This is a genomic window from Paenibacillus vandeheii (assembly GCF_030433635.1).
Lineage (GTDB): Bacteria > Bacillota > Bacilli > Paenibacillales > Paenibacillaceae > Paenibacillus > Paenibacillus vandeheii.
The window spans coordinates 75,333-95,718 of sequence record NZ_JAROCD010000001.1; the positions used below are offsets into that span (position 1 = coordinate 75,333).

The 20,386-nt window shown below is 45.5% G+C and carries 17 protein-coding genes; 12 read left to right on the top strand and 5 right to left on the bottom strand.

The window, feature by feature from the left end:
• The first annotated feature begins 569 nt into the window (after positions 1–569).
• On the top strand, positions 570–1,034 hold the full coding sequence (locus P5G61_RS00335) for an NUDIX hydrolase (RefSeq protein ID WP_301243243.1): 465 nt from the start codon (positions 570–572) through the stop codon (positions 1,032–1,034).
• A 447-nt stretch (positions 1,035–1,481) separates the two neighbouring features.
• A complete protein-coding gene (locus P5G61_RS00340) occupies positions 1,482–1,970 on the top strand; it encodes an NUDIX hydrolase (protein WP_301243245.1) in 489 nt (162 codons plus the stop codon).
• Between the two features lie 719 nt (positions 1,971–2,689).
• Here P5G61_RS00340 and P5G61_RS00345 read toward each other — a convergent pair.
• Complete coding sequence (locus tag P5G61_RS00345) at positions 2,690–3,541, bottom strand: aldo/keto reductase (protein ID WP_301243247.1); 852 nt, start codon at positions 3,539–3,541, stop codon at positions 2,690–2,692.
• 171 nt (positions 3,542–3,712) lie between these two features.
• On the opposite strand from P5G61_RS00345, the gene P5G61_RS00350 reads away from it, so the two are divergent.
• The 9 genes from P5G61_RS00350 (at position 3,713) to P5G61_RS00390 (ending at position 13,102) form a co-directional block, all read left to right on the top strand.
• Positions 3,713–4,162, top strand: a complete 450-nt coding sequence (locus P5G61_RS00350) for a MerR family transcriptional regulator (RefSeq protein WP_301243249.1) — start codon at positions 3,713–3,715, stop codon at positions 4,160–4,162.
• 275 nt (positions 4,163–4,437) lie between these two features.
• The gene (locus P5G61_RS00355) at positions 4,438–5,058 is read left to right on the top strand and encodes a hypothetical protein (RefSeq protein ID WP_301243251.1); all 621 of its coding nucleotides are present in this window, start codon (positions 4,438–4,440) and stop codon (positions 5,056–5,058) included.
• A 132-nt stretch (positions 5,059–5,190) separates the two neighbouring features.
• Positions 5,191–5,646, top strand: coding sequence for a DinB family protein (locus tag P5G61_RS00360; RefSeq protein ID WP_301243253.1), 456 nt, complete (start codon positions 5,191–5,193; stop codon positions 5,644–5,646).
• A gap of 305 nt (positions 5,647–5,951) precedes the next feature.
• Positions 5,952–6,395, top strand: coding sequence for a GNAT family N-acetyltransferase (locus P5G61_RS00365; protein WP_301243255.1), 444 nt, complete (start codon positions 5,952–5,954; stop codon positions 6,393–6,395).
• Positions 6,396–6,525: 130 nt separating this feature from the next.
• Positions 6,526–7,404 (top strand): EamA family transporter RarD, encoded by an 879-nt coding sequence (gene rarD / locus P5G61_RS00370; protein WP_301243257.1) that lies wholly within the window; start codon positions 6,526–6,528, stop codon positions 7,402–7,404.
• Positions 7,405–7,476: 72 nt separating this feature from the next.
• On the top strand, positions 7,477–7,743 hold the full coding sequence (locus tag P5G61_RS00375) for an AbrB/MazE/SpoVT family DNA-binding domain-containing protein (RefSeq protein ID WP_301243259.1): 267 nt from the start codon (positions 7,477–7,479) through the stop codon (positions 7,741–7,743).
• A 414-nt stretch (positions 7,744–8,157) separates the two neighbouring features.
• Complete coding sequence (locus P5G61_RS00380; protein WP_301243261.1) at positions 8,158–11,328, top strand: GNAT family N-acetyltransferase; 3,171 nt, start codon at positions 8,158–8,160, stop codon at positions 11,326–11,328.
• Positions 11,315–12,193: an amidohydrolase family protein gene (locus P5G61_RS00385; protein WP_301243263.1), complete on the top strand. Its 879-nt coding sequence runs from the start codon at positions 11,315–11,317 to the stop codon at positions 12,191–12,193. The genes P5G61_RS00380 and P5G61_RS00385 overlap by 14 nt, the downstream gene beginning before the upstream one ends.
• A 294-nt stretch (positions 12,194–12,487) precedes the next feature.
• Positions 12,488–13,102, top strand: coding sequence for a TetR/AcrR family transcriptional regulator (locus P5G61_RS00390; RefSeq protein WP_301243265.1), 615 nt, complete (start codon positions 12,488–12,490; stop codon positions 13,100–13,102).
• Between the two features lie 322 nt (positions 13,103–13,424).
• Here the strand turns inward: P5G61_RS00390 and P5G61_RS00395 are convergent, their stop codons facing one another.
• The 4 genes from P5G61_RS00395 to P5G61_RS00410 form a co-directional block, all read right to left on the bottom strand.
• A complete protein-coding gene (locus tag P5G61_RS00395; RefSeq protein WP_301243267.1) occupies positions 13,425–14,366 on the bottom strand; it encodes an alpha/beta hydrolase family protein in 942 nt (313 codons plus the stop codon).
• Positions 14,367–14,571: 205 nt separating this feature from the next.
• Positions 14,572–15,492 carry an alpha/beta hydrolase family protein gene (locus P5G61_RS00400; RefSeq protein WP_301243269.1) on the bottom strand — a complete coding sequence of 307 codons (921 nt, stop codon included), beginning with the start codon at positions 15,490–15,492 and terminating at the stop codon, positions 14,572–14,574.
• A gap of 259 nt (positions 15,493–15,751) precedes the next feature.
• Positions 15,752–16,702 carry an aminoglycoside phosphotransferase family protein gene (locus tag P5G61_RS00405; protein ID WP_301243270.1) on the bottom strand — a complete coding sequence of 317 codons (951 nt, stop codon included), beginning with the start codon at positions 16,700–16,702 and terminating at the stop codon, positions 15,752–15,754.
• A gap of 178 nt (positions 16,703–16,880) precedes the next feature.
• Positions 16,881–17,897, bottom strand: coding sequence for a hypothetical protein (locus P5G61_RS00410; RefSeq protein ID WP_301243272.1), 1,017 nt, complete (start codon positions 17,895–17,897; stop codon positions 16,881–16,883).
• A 288-nt stretch (positions 17,898–18,185) separates the two neighbouring features.
• On the opposite strand from P5G61_RS00410, the gene P5G61_RS00415 reads away from it, so the two are divergent.
• Complete coding sequence (locus P5G61_RS00415) at positions 18,186–20,216, top strand: methyl-accepting chemotaxis protein (RefSeq protein ID WP_301243274.1); 2,031 nt, start codon at positions 18,186–18,188, stop codon at positions 20,214–20,216.
• Positions 20,217–20,386: the final 170 nt, after the last annotated feature.

Consider the following 20,386-nt stretch of genomic DNA (forward strand, 5'->3'; position numbering starts at 1 on the left):
TCCTACTTTCCTCCCATTCTCCTTCCATGAGAGATGATTCTCCCTGAATTAGTTATCCTTGCTTCTAAAAGGTACTTTTAATGTATGGATGAACTATTTGAAGATGAATCGAATAGATATATGAAGTTAGTTAGGGAAATTCGAGATGCCCAAAGAAAAGAACTTGGAATCGATTATGTTTACTATTTTTACAATGAGGACACCACACATCAATTTCATCTTTGGATGGTTCCACGATATGAGTGAATGAAACAGTTTGGAAACTCCGTTGAATCCTTAATACCAGCACTTTTACATTCAAGAAATGCTATGAATGACGAAGAAAACATCAACCATGTAATTAAGTGTATAGGAAAACTTAAAAATGCTTTGAATTGACTTTGCTTATTCAATTAACGGGATACAATAACGTTATAAAACAAAGAAAGCAGCTGATCAAACGATCAGCTGTTTTCTTGTTCAACAAACGGGCAGGGTAGTATACAAGTTGTAGTTCAGTTATTTACAACAAATGGAACGTATGTTCTAATGAGAGTGGGTTGATTTTCTAACAATGGAGGGTTTATAACGTGACTCAAAACGGGATTGTATTGGTTGTGAGTGTTTCGATAATACATGAAGATAAGCTACTTATGATCAAAGAAAACAAAGCATCTGTTAAGAATACATGGAATTTCCCGTCAGGGAGAATCGAGTACGGTGAAAATATTCTAGAGGCGGCACGTAGAGAAGCAAAAGAAGAAACCGGCTATGACGTTAGACTTACAGCCACTACAGGTATTTATAATTTCATTAGCAGTACAAATCATCAGGTTATTTTATTTCATTTTATTGGTGAAATCATCGGTGGTTCTCTTCAGTTAGATACAACAGAGATCATTGATTCCAAATGGGTAGCACCTAAGGATCTGTTGACTCCAGATTTACTGGAGCTACGTGATAAAGAAGTAATTAAACAGATTACAGAAAATTTGATCTCTCAAAAGGAATATTCATTAGCATTATTCAACAGATATCTGGAGAACATGGTTTAAGCAAACTAGGGAGCATAGTGATATTGATCTTATTATTACACGTGCAGAACAATTCATCGTTTATCAGTATTTAAATCGTGATGGGATGTTATACAGGGCTGAGGATGGTAAGCTTAGGCTTTGGGAAGATGACGAGTCACCTTGGGCTTTTCAACTTATGATCATGGATACTGAAGAAAATTTTTGGATTATAAGAGGGATAAATCAATCAGAAGGTTAATGGCTGAAATCTTTTTTAAACCAGCACTTTCCAGAAAGTCATTCCTGGGTCAAATTTTTGTGAATTAAATAATTTAATGCTTCGTGTCTTATCTCATTAGGTACTAGGGTTCAAATCCAGGTTAGTTCAATCATGTCGCGAGTACCTCATAGTAACTCATAAAGGCAGGAAAGTATGCGAATCATGTGGAATAAATATACAACTTTATCTTTTTTGGAGGTTGTAAAATGGCGTTTCCGACACATATTGTATCTGCAGGTGGAATTGTAGAAGATGGACATGGAAATATCCTTTTAGTAAAAGCCCATGACGATGGTTGGGTGTATCCTGGTGGGATAACTGAAGTGGGAGAAAACCTGATTGATGGCGTCATTCGTGAAATCAAAGAGGAAAGTGGAATAGACGCCACGGTTAGCCATTTAATTAGTGTTGTTTCGAATACAGCAATACATAAGTGGTATGACGGTGTGACTGATGTCCCTACGAAGGTTATGTTTGATTTCGTGTGTAAAGCCGTAGGTGGAGAGTTAGCTACTTCTAATGAAACGAGCGAATGCAGGTGGGTTCCAAAGGAAAATGTACTGGATTTGATTACTTTACCTGGAATCCGCATGCGTTATGAAGCTTATTTGAACTTTAACGGCTCTGTGAATTATATAGAGTATGTCACTGCGTCAACGACAGAATTTAATGTCAAGCTTCAAAGGAGTATTTAGTGGTACGAGGAATCGTGTATTGAACTAACGGGTGACGAGAGTTGAATAAAGAAGAGAAGGCATATGATCAGAGCGATCAGTTGCCTTTTTTAAGCTAACCGGCAGGTTAGTTCGGATTGGTGATATCACTGCGCTAGATCACTAGAATGAACTGTGTGGTAAAATATAGGAGAACTATTCAAAAAGAATGGAGGAGGCAACAAATATATAATGGTCAATGATGTATACCAAAAACGTGGTCCATTCCTTTTGAAGAATAGAATAATTCAGATAGCATTTCAGTTTTTTATATCAGCGATAATCGGTGTTATATATGCATTGATGATTGCTAATGAAACTACCATTGAATATTTTAGTAAAATATTGCCGAGTAACGATGGACCCAATCTTTATCAATATCTGCCCATTGTGATCACTGTGTTCATTTACTCATGCTTCATTCAAAGAAAAGAACGAATTTTTGTGGAAAAAATCTCATTCAGTTGTCTTCATATTTTGATTGCAATACTAAGCTTTATTTCTTCTTTTATCGTTATAATGATGGTTCAATTCAGAATGATGTACTAATAAATTATTACGTTAAAGGGAAAGGTTAGTTAATAAAAACGCGAAAGCAGCCGATTTATGTAATCGGCTGCTTTTTGTTAAACTAAGGGGCGGAAAGTTGCCCTTTCTTAATAAATGAGTTTAAAACGTGATGAGTTTCGGTCGATCAAGGTTTACAAATCGATTATCCAGTTGCCCATCATTTTGGCGACTTCGGGATCGCGGTACGATAAGAAAAGACTTTCCCGCGTATCGAGGGTGGAAATTTGTTCGATATCGTCCGCGCTCAACTCAAAATCAAAAATGTTGAAGTTTTCGACGATCCGCTCTTTTTTGACCGATTTTGGAATTACAACGACTTCATGCTGAACAAGCCAACGCAACACGACCTGGGCGACGGACTTATTGTGTTTTGACGCGATCGATGTCAGCACTTCGTTGCCGAACAGGTTGCCCCTTCCTTCTGCGAATGGTGCCCACGACTGGTGCTGCACTCCCTGCTCCTTCATAAAAGCACCATTCTCAATCTGTTGATAAAACGGGTGCGTTTCGACCTGGTTAACGGCAGGCACGATTTGATTATGCACGATAAGGTCCATCAGACGGTCGGGCAGGAAGTTGCTGACACCGATCGCCTTGATTTTACCTTCGCGGTACAGGTCTTCCATCGCACGCCAAGCGCCGTAGTAATCGCCGAACGGCTGGTGAATAAGATATAGATCGAGATAGTCGAGCTGTAGCTTTTTTAAGGATTTGGAAAAAGCCAGCTTGGCGCGCTCGTAGTCGGCATCCTGAACCCAGAGCTTGGTCGTAATGAACAGCTCCTCACGCGGTATGCCGCTGCGCTTGATCGCACGTCCGACCGCTTCCTCATTCAGATAACCGGAGGCGGTGTCGATCAGACGGTAACCAGCCATCAGCGCTTCATATACGGAGTTCTCGCATTCTTCAGCATCTGGAACTTGGTAGACACCAAAGCCGATGATCGGCATTTTCACACCATTGTTTAATGTTACGTTTTGCATTGTAATTCCTCCTAGGGTTTAAATGTATAACAGCAAACGGCGCGTATCCCAGGAATCGGGCACTGCAACGCTAATTCCACATACGGCTGAATTTGCATTACAATAAGCTTAGAACCTTCGTGCTACACGAAGGCAAGCGTCTTATAAATTTTTTTTCAAGGAGGGTTTCACATGCATACGGTTAAAGAAGCCGCCAAAATAACGGGACTCACCGAGCACGCCGTGCGTTTTTACACGGATAAAGGCCTGGTGCCAAGCGTACAGCGCAATCAAAACAACATTCGGATGTTCGACCATGAATCGATCAACTGGTTGCATGGCGTGAAATGTCTCAAGCAATCCGGGATGCCAATTGAATTTATCAAAAAGTATATAGATCTATGTCTCGAAGGGGATTCGACCATCCCGCAACGCTTCGCACTCATGATGGAGCATAAAGAAGCGGCTCTCGTTCAGCTCGAAGAAGCCAAACGCCATATTGCGCATTTAGAACAAAAGACCGCGCTATATCAGGCTATTCTGGAGCACCGCTCTCCAGACACAACCAATCCTGGTAACTGGGACAAAATTCAACATATGCATGCGGACGTATTTTACTCGCCCTCTGTTCGTAAGGTGTGAGAGATAATCAAGCACATCAACAGGCTTGGAGAAACCCTCGGTCTAAAACTCTTCATTGGCTTGCAATGAACAAGATTCATGTCAGTCTAGATTGAACTAAAGGGAAACGATAGTGGAATAATATACTCATTAAATAGCAGGCACTTCGGTATCCTGCTATTTTTATTAAGCTAACGGGCAGGTTAGTTCATTTCTCACGTCGAATAAATCTACTACTATTTGAGCGGGCACTAAGTACAGGGAAGGATACCAAGAAGCATAGGAGGAGTAGGAAGATGATTCGGGGTGTAATTATCGAAGGGATGTCTACTGTAGGAAAAACATCATTATTTTCTGCTATAAAGAGACTACATAGTCAAACACCGAATAGTGAGAAAACTATAATTGCAATAAGTGAACACTATTCACAAGTATTGCATTCACACCAAGGTGTTTTAAGATCCATGGATAAGGATGAACATATCTCACTTCTAAATCGACATGTTGATTATCTTGAACAACAATACGATTGGATTAACTTTCTTGGTCATTCCAAACCATCAAAAGGTATATTTTTTCTTTTAGAGAGGTTTCATGTAAATCATAGAGCTGCATTTAAAGCCTCTCCGGAGATTGAGCTGCTTGAGAAACGTCTATCCAGGATGAATGCACATTGTGTACTCTTAACCTTGTCCCAGGATGCTGTTGAGCCTAGGTTTATTGAAAGTCGCGGTGAAGCGTGGAAGTCATATGTGATGGGAAAGTCTACTGTTACCCAAGTATGTGAAACGTTTTTAGATGATCAAGAAAACCTTCGAATGGCTGCGAAACAATCATTGATTCCAACTTTAGAGATTAACACAGATGAAGCGGATTGGGATGCTTATGCGAAACAAGTCCTTACGGATTTAGGTTAAACGATGGCGTTCAGCCAAGACACTGAGGCGTCCGGTCAGAGATCGGTTAAATCAAATGAGAAGCTTCATTAGTTTAACTAATGGGAGACAGTAGGTTCAAATAATCGATGAGACGAAGAGGGGGAAATCGAAATGAAGACGATCAAGTGTATGATGGATCACCTGTACTGGGCGGATGGACGTATCTTGGAAGCGCTCGAAGAGAGTGGGACGAAGAACAAGGACGTTCTGAAGCTCGTTCGGCATGTTGCGGTCGCGGAAAGAGTCTGGTTGTCCCGATTGCAGGGCAAGGGCAGTGCGCAGTATTCGTTGTGGGAGGAAGCGGAAGACCTGACGGTGATCCGGACGATGTTTGAAGAAAATGCAGAGCAATATCGCGTTTATATCGAAGGAATCAAGGCATCTGATTTGGACGAGATGATCGACTATGCGAATCAGAGTGGGGTGCCGTTCCGAACATCCGTCCGGGACATCCTGCTGCAGGTCCTCTTACATGGGCAGTATCACCGGGGACAGATTAACAGGGCACTTCGGATCGAATCGGCAGAACCTGTCCAAGTGGATTACATCACGTTCGCGAGGCTCTAAAGGGGGACAGCGTGGCGGCTTACAGAGGTCTGGATATTCATAGATAGTTTTTTAATAAGGGGAAAAGAAACCTATCCCGGTGACATCAACATTAGAGAAAATATCGCTTCAACTTGATTCCTCCTTAAGTAATTGTTATTCACGTAACATAAACGTTACAAGCCGGAAAAGAGTTTCCTTTAAAATCCATTATGAACGATGGTATTATTTTTTTCGTTACAAAAATGATCCGTTCAATTAACGGGCAGGATTGCTTCATCAATTATCGAATGCTTTAACGAACATTTCTACTAAGGGGGTTAGGCATGGAAATTAGGATACGAGAAATTGTAGCGAATGATTATACTGATGTTGTTTTTTTATGGAACGATGTGCTTGAGATTCGTAATGTTAATGATGAAAACTTTCGAGTTACTACAGAAAAAATGAATGAGGACGGGAATTACAAAACATTTGTTGCATTATCTGAAAATGCTGTCGTTGGTTTTGTAACTATAGTTCAGGCATTATCCGTAGGGGTTACGATTGGTTATTTACATATTCAAGCTCTTGCCGTTAAAAAGGAATTTCAGCATCGTGGGGTAGGTACAAAACTATTAAGACAAACTGAAAATTATGCTAAAGAACTCGGAATATCTAGTATTATTTTATGCAGCGGATTCAAGCGAACCGACGCTCATGCTTTTTATGAGCATAATGGCTATGACAAAGATTCATACTGCTTTGATAAGATTATTAACCTTGACTAATAAGTAATAAGTTAAATCAACCTAAATTTTGAATATATAACAGTTGAGAAACGATTTTTCCTTTACTTGAGAGGGGATTGAGACGTATAATCCGTTCAGACATCAGAGCAAGAAGAGGGGATAAATGATTATGAATAACGGGTTGGTCAACGCTATTATCGCGTATATCATGTGGGGGGTTCTCCCGCTTTATTGGAAGTTGTTTAGCGAAGTTCCGGCAGGCGAGATTTTGTCGCATCGGGTTGTTTGGTCTTTCGTTTTTATGGGTATTCTGGTCGCCGCCCAGCGCCGCTGGGGTGACATAAAGAAGATTGCGACTAACCGTTCGCTCTTGCTGTCGCTCGCTGCGAGCGGACTGCTGATTGCTGCCAATTGGCTCATCTTCATCTGGGCAGTCAACAACGGTCATGTTGTCGAGACAAGTCTCGGCTATTATTTGAACCCATTGCTGAACGTGTTGTTAGCGGTCTTCTTCCTTCGTGAGAAGCCAAACCGTGGCCAATGGCTCGCGATTGCCATCGCTGGCGTCGCGGTACTCATCATCGCGATTGACTATGGGCGGTTTCCGTGGGTCGCGATCTCGCTGGCCGCGTCATTTGGCTTGTACGGCCTGGCGAAGAAGAAGATCAAGCAGGACGCTTCTATAGGCTTATTCTCGGAGACAGCTGTAGTCCTGCCTGTCGCGCTCGGCTACTGGATCTATTTGGCCGTTGTGGGGAAAACGACGGCATGGACGCTGCCTGCACCGACGTTCATCGAACTGCTTCTTTCCGGCGTAGTTACGGCGCTGCCACTGCTCTTTTTTGCGCGAGCAGCCGCCCGAATGTCGCTGTCAACGCTCGGCTTCGTTCAATATATCGGGCCGACGATCATGCTGTTACTGAGCATATTCGTATTCAAGGAATCGGTCTCGCCGGTTCTGCTCGTTGGCTTTGCGCTCATCTGGACAGCGCTCGTTGTATACGCTACAGCATCGATTCGCGGCACGAAACTCGCGAAGGCGAGCTGATGATAAAGGACACTAGTAGGGATGAAGTGGAAAGCCCTGGAGCATCAATCAAATGAAAGGTGTGGGATTACCATGATTACAGCCACACTTAGCAAATGGGGAAATAGCAGTGCAATTCGCATTCCTAACCAATTACTTAAGCATCTTAATCTGGAAGAAGGCTCGGAAATTGAGATTCTGGTGACAGCAGATAATGAATTGTTGTTGCGTCCAAAAACCAAGCCTGAAGAGTCCAATGAGGAACTACGTAACCATCTAAAGAATTTGCTCTCTAAAGTGAAACAGGATACAAGACATGAAGAAATAGACTTTGGCACGGAAGGGAACGAGCTACTTTAATCATTCCCAGCGAGGCGACCGACCGATGAAGTAACGGGTTTTGCTGTTGTATGTTGCTTAATGAGCAAATCCCTATGAAATCAGTTCTACGCAATGTCCGTTCTATTTTGGCATAATTGAAGATTAGCAGCTGATCATATACCTAAATCCACGTCTAATTCAGAGACGTGGATTTTTTGCTTTCATACCTAAATAGCCCCTTCCATCCTTGACCCTTCAAATAAAGGTATGCATTAGGTGCTTTTGATGAAAAGAAAGATTTTTAATCCTCTGAAATTCTTTCCAATTATAGTATGATAAGACTATCGCTAGCTCCTTCAAACATGGCCTATATTATCTTTGCGGCGATCGGGCAAAGGCCATATCGAATGATCACGAAGACCATCCTATACATAAAGATAAGGAGATCCAAATATGACCGTTACTTCGATTATCGAACAAATCCGCATTATTGAATACGATCCCTCTTACGCTGCTGCACTCGCTGATATGTGGAATCGCAGTAATGAAAGTTGGGGAGGCGGCACCAACCAGAGAACGGAGGATACCGTTCGCCGAGAGATGGAGAGTTCGTCCAATCTCAATGCGTTTCTCGCCGTTCATGAGAATGAGGTTGTTGGTTTCTGCAGTTTCGCCCACTACCGCTATGACGAGAATGCCCTGTATGTACCCCTATTGAATGTGCGTCCCGATTATCATGGCTACAAGGTAGGCCGCAATCTGATCCTGAACGCCGTTCGCAAGACTGTGGAAGCGGGATGGCCTCGCCTGGATCTGTTTACGTGGGCCGGCAACACCAAGGCTGTACCAATGTACAAGAAATGCGGATTCTTTTGGGAGAAAAAAGATGATAACGTGCATCTGATGAACTTCATCCCGACGATCTTGCAAACGGAAGCACTTGCTCCTTATTTTGAGGAGCTGGATTGGTACGCAGACAGCACGCGTGAACTCGTCATTGAGCCGGATGGCCGACGGGAGCGTGGTTTCGATTTCTTTGATTATTCCTGGAAAAAGGGAGATATCTCCTTGCGAGCCGAATTCGAGAAGTCTGGTCGCGGGCTGACGGCTCTCGAAACACCAGATTACGAAATTTCCACAGAGATTGACGATCATGATCTCGTATTTGGTTCCGCATACAAGGTTAGCTATCGAATCAAGAACCGCTCAGCATCCGAGCTGGCGTTTGAGATCAAGGGCCAGAACAACAAAAATATTCGTTTTGCGCTGGACGCTGTACGAGTGGTTGCTCCGGGAGAAACGGTAATTGTGGAGGGCGAGTTCCACCTTGATCCGGTTACAGAGGAGCAGAGCCAGAATAAGACCCACCCCGTTGTCACCAGCACATGGCTGATCGGTGGTAGGAAAGCCGAGTTCCGTGTGGGCGTCGCCCCGAAATTCCCGGCCAAGATCAATGCAGTGCTGCCCGTGAAGGAGCTCTATACAGGTATCCCGGCCGAAGTGTACCTGAACGTGGAAAATAATTTTGATTCCGAAGCGGAGTTCGCTTTTGACCTGCCGGAGGATGAATTCCTGGAGTGGGCAGAACGCTCGGTACGCTTCACGGTTCCTGCAAAAGGCAAAGCATCTGTGCCGGTGTCCTTCACCTTGCATTCGTATGGTCTCTACTCGCGAGAAGTAGAGGTGACGGCTGTTCCGGCAGACAGGCAGGCGGTCTCTTTCACAACCAAGCTGTCTGTTCTCATGAAGGGAATGGAGGGCCGTTATGGTGGGGAGAACGGGGAACAGTGGGTGGCCGTGAACGGCGCATTCTCCCTCCATATGAGTAAGCAGGATAACAACATGTGGATTGAATACCCTGGTTCACATCACACGTTCTGGTGGACCTATCCGAAGCTGGGTAAGCCATTTGCAGAAGAATTTTCCAAGAAACAAGCCAAAGAAGTGAACATCTATCCGGAGGGAGAAAACCAGGTTCTCGAAGCACTGTATGAATCGGAAGACTTTCCTGGTTTGGAGATCAGGTCCATCGTCAAGCTGTCTGCCAACGGAATCGCGGCATTCCACCACGAAATTGGCAATACTCGCAGTGGGGAACTGGAAGAGAATATGTTCTTGATGACGAACTTCGGTTTCTTTGGGAATCGGCTTATTCTTCCGTACCAAGGTCGTTATGTGGACATGGGTGACGCATACTCTGGCGATCCGAGCCATTGGGACAGCGCCCAAATTACAGAGAACTGGCTGTTCTGCAAGGAAGAGTTCGGTGCTTGCGGTATCTATTGGGACCCTTCGCTGAAGCTGCTTCGTCCGGAACATACGCTGGGATTACAGCATGAGCTTGGCCGAATTCCAGCAGGAGCCGTTGTGAGAACAAAGGCGACCGTATTTGCTCTGAACACCTTTGCCAAATGGCAGGATTTCCGATCTTTCGCCCGAAAACAGCGGAGTGCATTTGTACCGACGCTGGACAACCATCTTGAACTAACACTTAGTGGCGGCAATCCGTTTGTTTCAGACGTACTCACAGCGGAATTGATCGAACGAAAAATGGTTCCGCTCGCCGGAAATCTGGAACTGTACGTGCAGAATGGTGGCGCACCTGAGCACTTAGCGGCCGATATGGAATTACACCGAGAGGATGACCTACGCTCTGCTCAGTTGGAATTCTTCCCTGAGGAAAAGGTTGCGACAGAAGAAAGTGAATTCGGCTGGAAGGTTCGGGCTGTTTATCGAGGCGAGGATCGTGTTCAGGAACGGACCGCCCTCTGGTATCCGCAGACGGGAGCAATCGTTGAATGCGTGATTGAAGAAGGTCCGGCAGGACCCGTTTACACGGTGAGCAATGGAGTTCTCTCCATGGCAGCTGCACCCGGCTTCGGAAGTGTCGTGCATTCCTTGAAGCACCAGGGCGAGGAATGGCTGGACAGTTCGTACCCGGAAGCAGCACCCCGTTCCTGGTGGAATCCATGGTATGGTGGACTTGGCGTGGGTATCCCCGGTATGAACGGTTTCAGCCGTCAGCTGGAGCAGAGAAGCGCGGCTTGGACGGAGCAAAAGGATAATCACGGTAACATCTGGAAAGGAATTCAGATCACAACCCGCATCGAGAAGCATGAAGCGAATCGGGGAATTACGGTACACCAGCATTATCTCATGCTGCCCGGCGTATCTGTACTCTGTGAATTGCATTCGGTGACCAACGAAAGCGGCTTGGCACTGACGGATTACTCGCTGACGGAAGATCATTTCTTCAAGCCTTCGTCTGTCTTTGCTGATAGTTGGCTCGAACACCCCGAGCAAGGACGGTTCCCTCTGGGGAAGGTGGACGCGGGTCTTCAATTGAAGGGGCTCTTGCGTGTAGGGGCGGTTTCGCGTAAGAACATGCTGCATGCAGTAGATGGATATCCAAACCAGAACGCTTCGGCATTTGCGAACAACCAGGTGCTTGGTCACAGCGTACATCAGCATCTGACTATTCCAAATGGGGATACGGTCTGGATGAAGCCGACCTATCTGATCTTGGGACAAATCCCCCTGAGTCCAGAGGATGTCCGTGACCTTTTGAAGCTAACCTTTGCAACTTCTACCGACGAAAAGGAGGCTTCACATGCCGATCATTGATATTCATATTCATTTGTCGGACATCGACAGCTTTCATCGAACGGCGATCGATTTATCGAAAGTGGATTACTCTGCCGCTGGCCTCAAGGCGGAGTTTGATAAGAACGACGTTATTCTTGGCATCGGAATGGGGGTTACGGAGCAGACGAAGGGAGCGTTCCCGGATTCCAATTCTCCCAACCCGATGGGACTTGATTTGGAAGAAACGGTTCCGTCATTCCTTATGGAATGCGTCGGCATTAATCCAAACCACCTTGGTGGTGAACACGCTCAGGCCGAGCTGGACCGGATTGAAGCACGACTGCAAGCGCCTGAAGTAGCCGGAATCAAACTATATGCGGGGTATTATCATTACTACGTATATGACAAGATCTACACTCCAGTCTATGAACTTGCAGCCAAGTATAACGTGCCGGTGGTTATTCATACGGGGGATACGTACTCCATGAATGGTTTGCTCAAGTATGCACATCCGCTGACCGTAGACGAATTAGCCTTTCAACAGCGCGGTGTGAATTTTATGATCTGTCATTTGGGAGATCCTTGGGTGATGGATGCCGCTGAAGTCGTGGCGAAGAACCCGAACGTTTACGCAGATCTGTCTGGTCTTGTGGTCGGTGATCGGCCCCAATTTGAACGGTTTATGAACGAACCCCTGTTCATGGATCATTTCCGCCGGGCCTTGGTATATTCGGATCATTACGAGAAAATGTTGTTCGGAACCGACTGGCCGCTTGCGCCAATTGATCTCTATGCAGAATTCGTCCGCCGACTCGTGCCGGAGCAGCATCATGAGAAGGTATTCTACGAGAATGCTTTTGGACTATTTCCACGCATTGGGAAGCGGATCGCGGAGCTGGGTTAAAGAAAAGATCCAAAAAGTGATCGATAAGCATATCAATGCTCTGGATGCGATGTTCGCTCTGAATCATCTATCAAGTTGCTTCTGCCACTTTGTGCTGGCAGGAGCTTTTTTATGATGGATGTTTTTTTTCGTGTTTTCGGAAAATATAGTTGAAGCCAATCCCTATTAACAAAGGATTACAATCGGACATATGGTTGAGTCATATGGGTGTTAATAGTATAATTCGGGGTAATCGGTAATGGATGAATTCTGTGAATGTAAATTGAGGATTAAATTGATGGGGGGAACTAATGGATGAATGACAAAACGGAAAACCCCAGTGAAGGTTTGGAACCTCGCGATCACACGGGTCGACCCGTGCGCGCCGACGCACAGCGCAACATCAATGCTTTGCTCCAGTCCGCAATGACGGTGTTTGCGACCTCGGGAGTGGATGCTCCAGTGCGGGAGATTGCGGAGAAGGCAGGTGTAGGTGTTGGCACCCTTTATCGTCATTTTCCACAGCGCTCGGATCTGATCGAGGCCGTATTCCGGCAGGAGGTCGATGCTTGTGCAGATGCGGCGGAGGAGCTGTCTGTCCAGTATGAACCCGGTGAGGCCTTGGCGAAATGGATGCAGCGCTACGTGGACTTCATAGCGGCCAAGCGTGGACTCGCGGCTGCTCTGCATTCGGGCAACCCGGCATATGAGACCCTACCTGCTTACTTTGATAAGCGGCTGAATCCTGCGCTGCGAACCTTGCTTGATACTGCTGCTGCTGCTGGTGAGGTGCGTGCTGATGTTGAACCGGATGAATTGCTACGAGCAGTAGCGAGTCTCTCTGCGACGGGACAGAAGGGCAATGCCATGCAGGCTCGGCAGATGGTTGCTCTGCTCGTAGATGGACTGCGCTATCGTGCGACTCTGTAAGCGAGAGACTGCTGCTGATATTTAAGGTTCCAATGCTATCCAGCTATCTGCCAAGTAAAATAAAGCTTGCAAATCTTGCTGATGGATCGAGCTTTCTTTCCAGGCTTGTGGTTCCTGGAAGGATTGCACAGAATAAAAAAACGGCAGCAGGAACGGGTCAGGTTCCTGCTGCCATAACAAGATATATACGATTGAATAGGGGAGCCATGCAGATGGCTTCTTTTTCTTTTATCGGAGGAATATGTTGATCATGATGATATCACCCTGCCAAGTTGATACGATCCATCAGTCAATCAATCAATCAGTCAGTCAGTCAGTCTCCTTATTTGGTTTCGATACGACCCAGCGGGTTGTCGTTCCCTGCCAAAGCCATACATGCTGAATCCCATGCGGAATCTTCTGGATAGAGTTCAGTACGGAGATAAGCCCAGGTGAGTTTCTGAACCGCAGCTACCCGTTCAAGGTTCTCATCTGTTGTCTCGGCGACATCGTAGCCGGACACTCCACCGAGTCCGTGCTCTGCGCCGAACAGAGTGAGCAGGGACTTGGGGCCGGGGGAAAGGAAATACGGATCGGTGTGCCAATCTGCGCCCATAACCGTCAGATGACGGGAGTTGTCCTTGTCCCCGGCAACAACGAGCGCTGGTGTTTTCATTTCAGAGAAATCGGTAGTAGAGAAGAAGGAATAATTTTCGATCGTGAATTCACTGAGTGCATCGCCGCCTCTGCCGGGCGCCGCAAGTAGTACGCCCGCCTTGATCCGGGGATCAGCCAAGTTCACTTCTGTTCCGTCATGAGGATCGGTGAGCCGCGCTCCTAGCAGCAGGCTTATGGTGTGCCCGCCCATGGAGTGGCCAGCTGCGGCGACTCTACCCCGGTCGAGGCGTCCGAGAAGCTGCGGAACAGTGGACTCGATTGTGTCTAGCTGATCAAGGATATGTGTCATATCCTGAGCCCGGGATCGCCAGTATAGCGGCGCCTCGGGATGATCCGAACCGAGGTTCAGCGTTCTCGAACTCAGATGGGTCGGCTGGATTACAACGAATCCATGTGCTGCCCAGAAGTTGGCGAGTGGAGCATATCCGTTCAGTGAGGAGAGATGATTGGATGGACCCTGCCCATGCGAGAGAAGGATGATCGGAAGTTCGCTTCCGGTCGCCGGTGCGGTGACCCGTATTTCCAGGTCTACAGCACGGCCGGGAACTGAAAGTATTACCGGACTGAACGAAAGAACTGGAGCAGGCGTGCTGATTTTTATTTCCATACTCATGGTATCTCCTTTTTTACATTCATTTGTGTGTTCAATGTGGCTATCACATACTTCGAGCCATACTCGTAAGCATTCCGAAATGAGTATGTTCCCGGCTTGAACTATTCATTCTGATCTACATTCTGATCATCAATGTATTGTTAACTGATGTGTAATTAAGCTTTGTTATAATTGTCAGATCGATGGAATCACCAATTCCTTATTTGGACTCGATACGTCCAAGCGGACTGTCGCTCTCTTCCAGAGCTGCGAGAGCTGACGGCCAGCTGGAATCGTCGAGGTCGAGCGCATTGCGAAGGTAAGCCCACGAGAGCCGTTGGATCAGGGCGACTCGTTCGGGGTTCTCGTCCGTCGTTTCCGTGACGCTGTACCCGGGGATTCCGCCAAGCGAGTGCTCTGCGCCGAAGAGGGTGAGCAGGCTCTTGCTGCCCGGGCTCAGGAAGTACGGGTCGGTAAACCAGTCAGGTCCCCGAGTGGACAGTAGAGACTGGTCATTGTCCCCCGCGACCACGAGGGTCGGCGTGCTCATGTCTGTGAAGCTCGGGTTCATGAAGGGGAAATGCTCAGCTGCGAACGGACTAAGATCAGCTCCACCCTTGCCAGTCGTGGCAAGCAACACGCCCGCCTTGATTCGAGAGTCCGACATGTCCTCTCCCGGTTCGCCGTAGGCATCAAGGACTCGGGCGCCGAGCAGCATGCCCACCGTCTGGCCGCCGAAGGAGTGTCCTGCTGCAGCGATGCGGTTGCGATCGAGGCGCCCACTGAGGCCGGGAACGGAAGCTTCAATGAGATCAAGCTGGTCAAGGATGCGCTTCATGTCTTCGACCCGGAAACGCCAGATCAATGGTGTACGGGGATCTTCAGGAGAAAGGTTGAGCGTCCTTGAGTCGAGATGGGTGGGTTGAATGACCACGAAGCCTTGAGATGCCCAGAAGTCGACCAACGGGCCGTAGCCGTCCAACGACCAGCCAAAGCCGTGGGAGAAAAGAATAATAGGCAATTCGTGCCCAATCGCGGGCGCAGACACTCGCACTTGCAAATCCTCATCACGGTCCGGGGCTGATAGCACTACCGGTTTCACCGAGACGACTGGAGTGGGCGCATTAACCTTAATTTCCATAATAATAGTATTCTCCTTTTTTGCATCAATTTGTGACTAGCGGCGCCTTGCTATGCTAAAGACAAGTATAAGCGGAATCATGTTCCAATTATATACGGAACATTGTTCCGTTTGCAATATTTTTTTCATAATACTCGTTTAGATTGAAAAAGGACATGCCAAAAGAGGTAATGGAGGTTTATCATAGGGGAAATAAACCACACATTACCTGAGGGAAAACAGTGAATACAACTTATGCCTAACCCGGAATGAGGAGGGTTCAGGAGAACAAAGGTTGAGTTACCATCTTCATGTATTTTATTAAGTCGTCCTTTGCATGTGGGTGCTGTTCCCAGACACCAAGGTTCCAACTCATATAACGGATGCCAAGATAACGGGACGCCAGGGAGAAGTATTTCTCGAATTGCTCTTGTGGGATATCGTATCCATAGGAACTTAGAGCCTCCCGATAAATCTCTACTTGTCTTAAGTGGCTACATCGCAGAGGAATATCGAAGAACACGGAGCCATACCTTGCTTCCTCCCAATCGATAAAATAGACATTCTCATTGTTATGTACCAGTATGTTTCCGGGATTCAGATCATTATGGATCATCGTATGCATATGTTCATCTCTGATTAGAACTTCAAGATCATCTACGATGCTACTGGCTACAGCTTCAATTTCCGATAGGATCGGTAATCCAAATCCCTCAATGAATGCCGGGCTTTCTATAGCGGTGGTCCACGAAGGTCTCCAACGATTTTCCATCATGTCGATGATATGATTTCGATCCACAGCGGATATCCAGGGCAGTTCTTTTTTCGACCCCATATTCGTTCCATGTATGTAAGCCAGCGCTCGTAATTCTTTATTCTGAAGCAGATCCATATCGAGATGGCTATAATCGGTTTGGTAGTCCACATCCTGAATGCAGATCAAGCTGCGATCTTCAGAATGAGGTTCATTTGATAGACTAAAAGGCACATTAGCTCCTTGTAAAAATAATCTGGACAAGGCAGAGCGTTCAATGAACGTGGCCTTCTTCGTAATGAGATAAATGTCCTTTTTCAATCCATTTACTAGGAATTCAACATGATGTCGAAGCAATTCTACAGCCTGAGATCCCGCTTGGATAGGGTTACTTTCAATGTTAAGGATGTGAGTATCCGAGGATACATACTGATGAATGGTTTGTTCTATTAATTGTTGTAATGTGATAGATTCCATACTTATCTGTTATCTCCTTTCTGCCTATTAGTTAAGTAGCTTACCAAGCTTCGCTGTAATTACAAATGGAACATTCACCTTGCTGATCCCACTCAACAAGAGCGTGCCTGTGTTTTTCAGGAACGTCCCTATTTTGCTATTGTTTTTTGTAAGAGCCTAATTAATAATTACGGAATGGTTATAGATTCGATAGAAGCGTAAAATTATTAATGAATCCCTCTTTTTGAAGAAATACCTCTTCGAATTCTTTCGTTTTCAAATCATAGTAATAGATTCCTCGTTCATGTTTGACGTTTGCATCTACATATTCCCCAAGGAAATAAAAACCTCGTCCATCTTTGGATAAGCACAATTTGCTGCTGGCCTTGATAGGAAGGGACATTTTCGTTCTTTCCCCTGTTCTGATATTCACCATACTGTATTCAATGGGATATTTATTGATATGTTTTGCCGTGGCAATCATGATCTGATCTGCACGCGCGGACAGAGTTAAGATTTGTTCCTCATCCAGTTCAATGACCTTACGCGTCTGCATGGAAATAGGATCTATTTCAATGATGGTATGGTTTGGAGGAACCATCGGTGTTTGCGCCTTATTGGACTGCTCCATATGAATATATTGCTCTTCTTCGGAATATTGAATGGCATAGGTTTTGCTCGTTTCCGGGTTAAAAGAAATATCCCATGTAGTTGTATCCGAATCATCGTCATTCAAGATGTTCATTTCTTGCGTTTTCTGATCAAAGAAAATGACTTTGACGGGACGTTCTCCCTTTTTAACAGCAGCGATAACCAAAGTATGATCAATGGTATCCGGAATAATTGAATTAATTGCAAATAAGCCTGAGCTTAATTGTTGAGTCGATTTTGCCTGAATATCATAGGAAAACAACTCGTCACCCTTATCTTTTCCTGCACCTGAATAATAGATGGTGTCATTTGCTAAGGAAGCTACAGTTAAAGGATATTGAGAGTTATAAGGCAAATCAGCCATTTCAGCTAGAGTCTTCGTTTGGATGTCGTATGTGTATACTCTCATGATCATACCATCATCGGTATCTGTTCCATTAACATATTCCGTGTTTGTAATTGAAAGATATTCAAGGGCTTCTTTTCCTGAGCTACACCCGGCAATGAAGAGAAGTAAAGTCATTACGACTGCAATAAATGGGTTGGGTAAAACCTTTCTTTTCATTATCTTTGCACCCTTTTCCCTAAGAAGAAACGATAGATTAATTCAAAGAGAATTATACCTTTATTTTACAAATTGAGTAAACGAAAAAAATATAATACTAGTTACATATAGTTTTGTTTTCATATAGAAGAATAGGAGATTATAAAAAAACATTTTCAGTGCAAACGTTTTTCCTGCTGAACAATTGATTGATATCTACAGATATAAAGTTATCCCATACAAAATTGGACACTAACATCGTAGAAACGGAAGGTGGATTTATTGTTAATCGCGAAGGCGAGAGAACGCATGATCAACATGTCGTTCAGAGTCAAATTACCATTGATGATCAGTTTACTGGTAACAATCGTATTGGTGGTAACAGCGGTACTATCTTACAGTGTAGCGGCGATCATTACGCTGGACAAAAGTAAGGATGAAATTAAAGCAACTTCTGACCGGATTGGTGCAGGCTTGCTCACCTCACTAACGTTGGAAGAACAATCAACGTTTCTAATTACGACGCATCGAACATTCCAGGATTTACTGGAGATTCGGAATACAGAAGGACAGAGTGACGAAACATTTTTCTCGGAAAATAGTGAACTCGTGGATAAGGCCAACGAAATTTTAGGAGACAGCTTCGCCGGGATGAAGGGCAACAGCGTTCTTATTTTGTTGGACCAAAAAGGCACCGTTGTCGCAGCAAACAATCCTGAAATACTCGGTGGGGAACGCGCCAGCCGTTCGTATTTCCAACAGGCCATGCAAGGGCAGAACTTCATCAGCGAAGGTGTGATCTCTGAATCGTTGGGGACACTGGGGACTGTCTCTGCCATGCCGATCTATAATGATAACAAGGAAGTGGAAGGCGTGCTCGCATCTACGGCCTCGACCTCATTCTTCGTGAACCAGTTGCAGGACATCAAAATTAATGAAGAAGGTAAGGTCATTATTCTGGATCGTGTAGGCACCGTGATGTTTAATTCCGCAGATGAGAAGACGGAGGGACAGAAGCTGGAATCCGGTGAGTATCAATCACTGGTTGATCTGCCTTCAAATGGAGAGCTGCAACAAGGTGAAATTAGCACGGAGGATAAAGTTGTATTCTATTCCAAAATCCCGAGAGCGGACTGGACGATTATTGTTGAAGATAAGTTAAGTGATGTACGGAAACCCTTGGTTGCTATGGCCAATAAAATGTATATTGTATTGTTCAGTGCCATTGCGGTATCTGTCATTTCAGGCATACTAATCTCACTGCTTGTCACCAAGCCAATCTCGAAACTGACTGTATTGTTCAGACAACTTGCTAGCGGAGATCTCACAGTACAAGCCAAGGGGAAATATAGCGGAGAATTCAAACAATTGGTGGACAGCTTTAACACGATGGCCGCGGGCAACCAACAGCTGATTTCGAGTATGAACCATTCCATCAGCGTGCTGAAAACAAGTACAACTGAACTTGATCACTCCACCCAGCAGACCTCGACCTCCATTGCCGAAACAACGACAACGGCGTTTGAAATTTCACGGGCGATGGAATCCCAGGCGAATGATACGGAAGCCATTGTGGATAAATTCATGAACGTGGGCAACAAGATTGAGAATGTGAACGAGATGTCCCAGGCGGTCAAGCAAAGGGCGGATGGAATTACCGAAGCATTCAAAAACAATCATGCTGTTATTGATGCACTTATCGCGGTGAATGATCAGAACGAGAGCGAAGTTCGCAATATCTCGCAGACTACTCTACAGCTCGCTGAGAGCTCGTCCGACATTCATCAGATCACGGGCACCATCGCCGAGATTGCAAATCAGACCAAGCTGCTTGCCCTGAATGCTTCCATTGAGGCTGCAAGAGCAGGGGAGCATGGGCGTGGTTTCGCTGTGGTCGCTTCCGAGATTCGCAAGCTTGCTGAGCAGACAACGTCACAATCCGAGGACATCAAACGAATTGTAGGCAGAACGATTGAACATGTTGATCAGAACAATCGCAGTGTACAAGCCATCGAGGCGATCACACAGCAGCAGAAGAGCAGTGTTAACCAAACCAAAGAGACCTTTACTTTTGTCACCCAAAACATGAATGACATGATGGATCAGGTACAGGCTATCGCTTCCGAGATTGAATCCATTGAACGCGATAAGGATGACGTTGTTGGTGCTGCACAGAATTTGTCTGCATCAGGGGAAGAAGTATCTGCATCCGTAGAGGAAGTGACGGCTACAATGCAGGAACAGTCCGGCATGACCGAGCATTTGGCAGATATGGTGCAGACCATTAATGGATTGACCAAACAACTTGCCGAAGAATCATCCCGGTTCAAAATAAAATAGAAACAAGAAACAAGAAACAAGAAACATGGGGCATGTAGCACATGGGTGTTAAAACTGTAACGTTCTTGGTTCATTTTGAACCAGCATACAACTGAACCTCCAAGCCCTGTTTAGTTAAGGGCGAGGAGGTTTATTTTTTTATAAAAAAAGATCTGATGACATTGGATAAA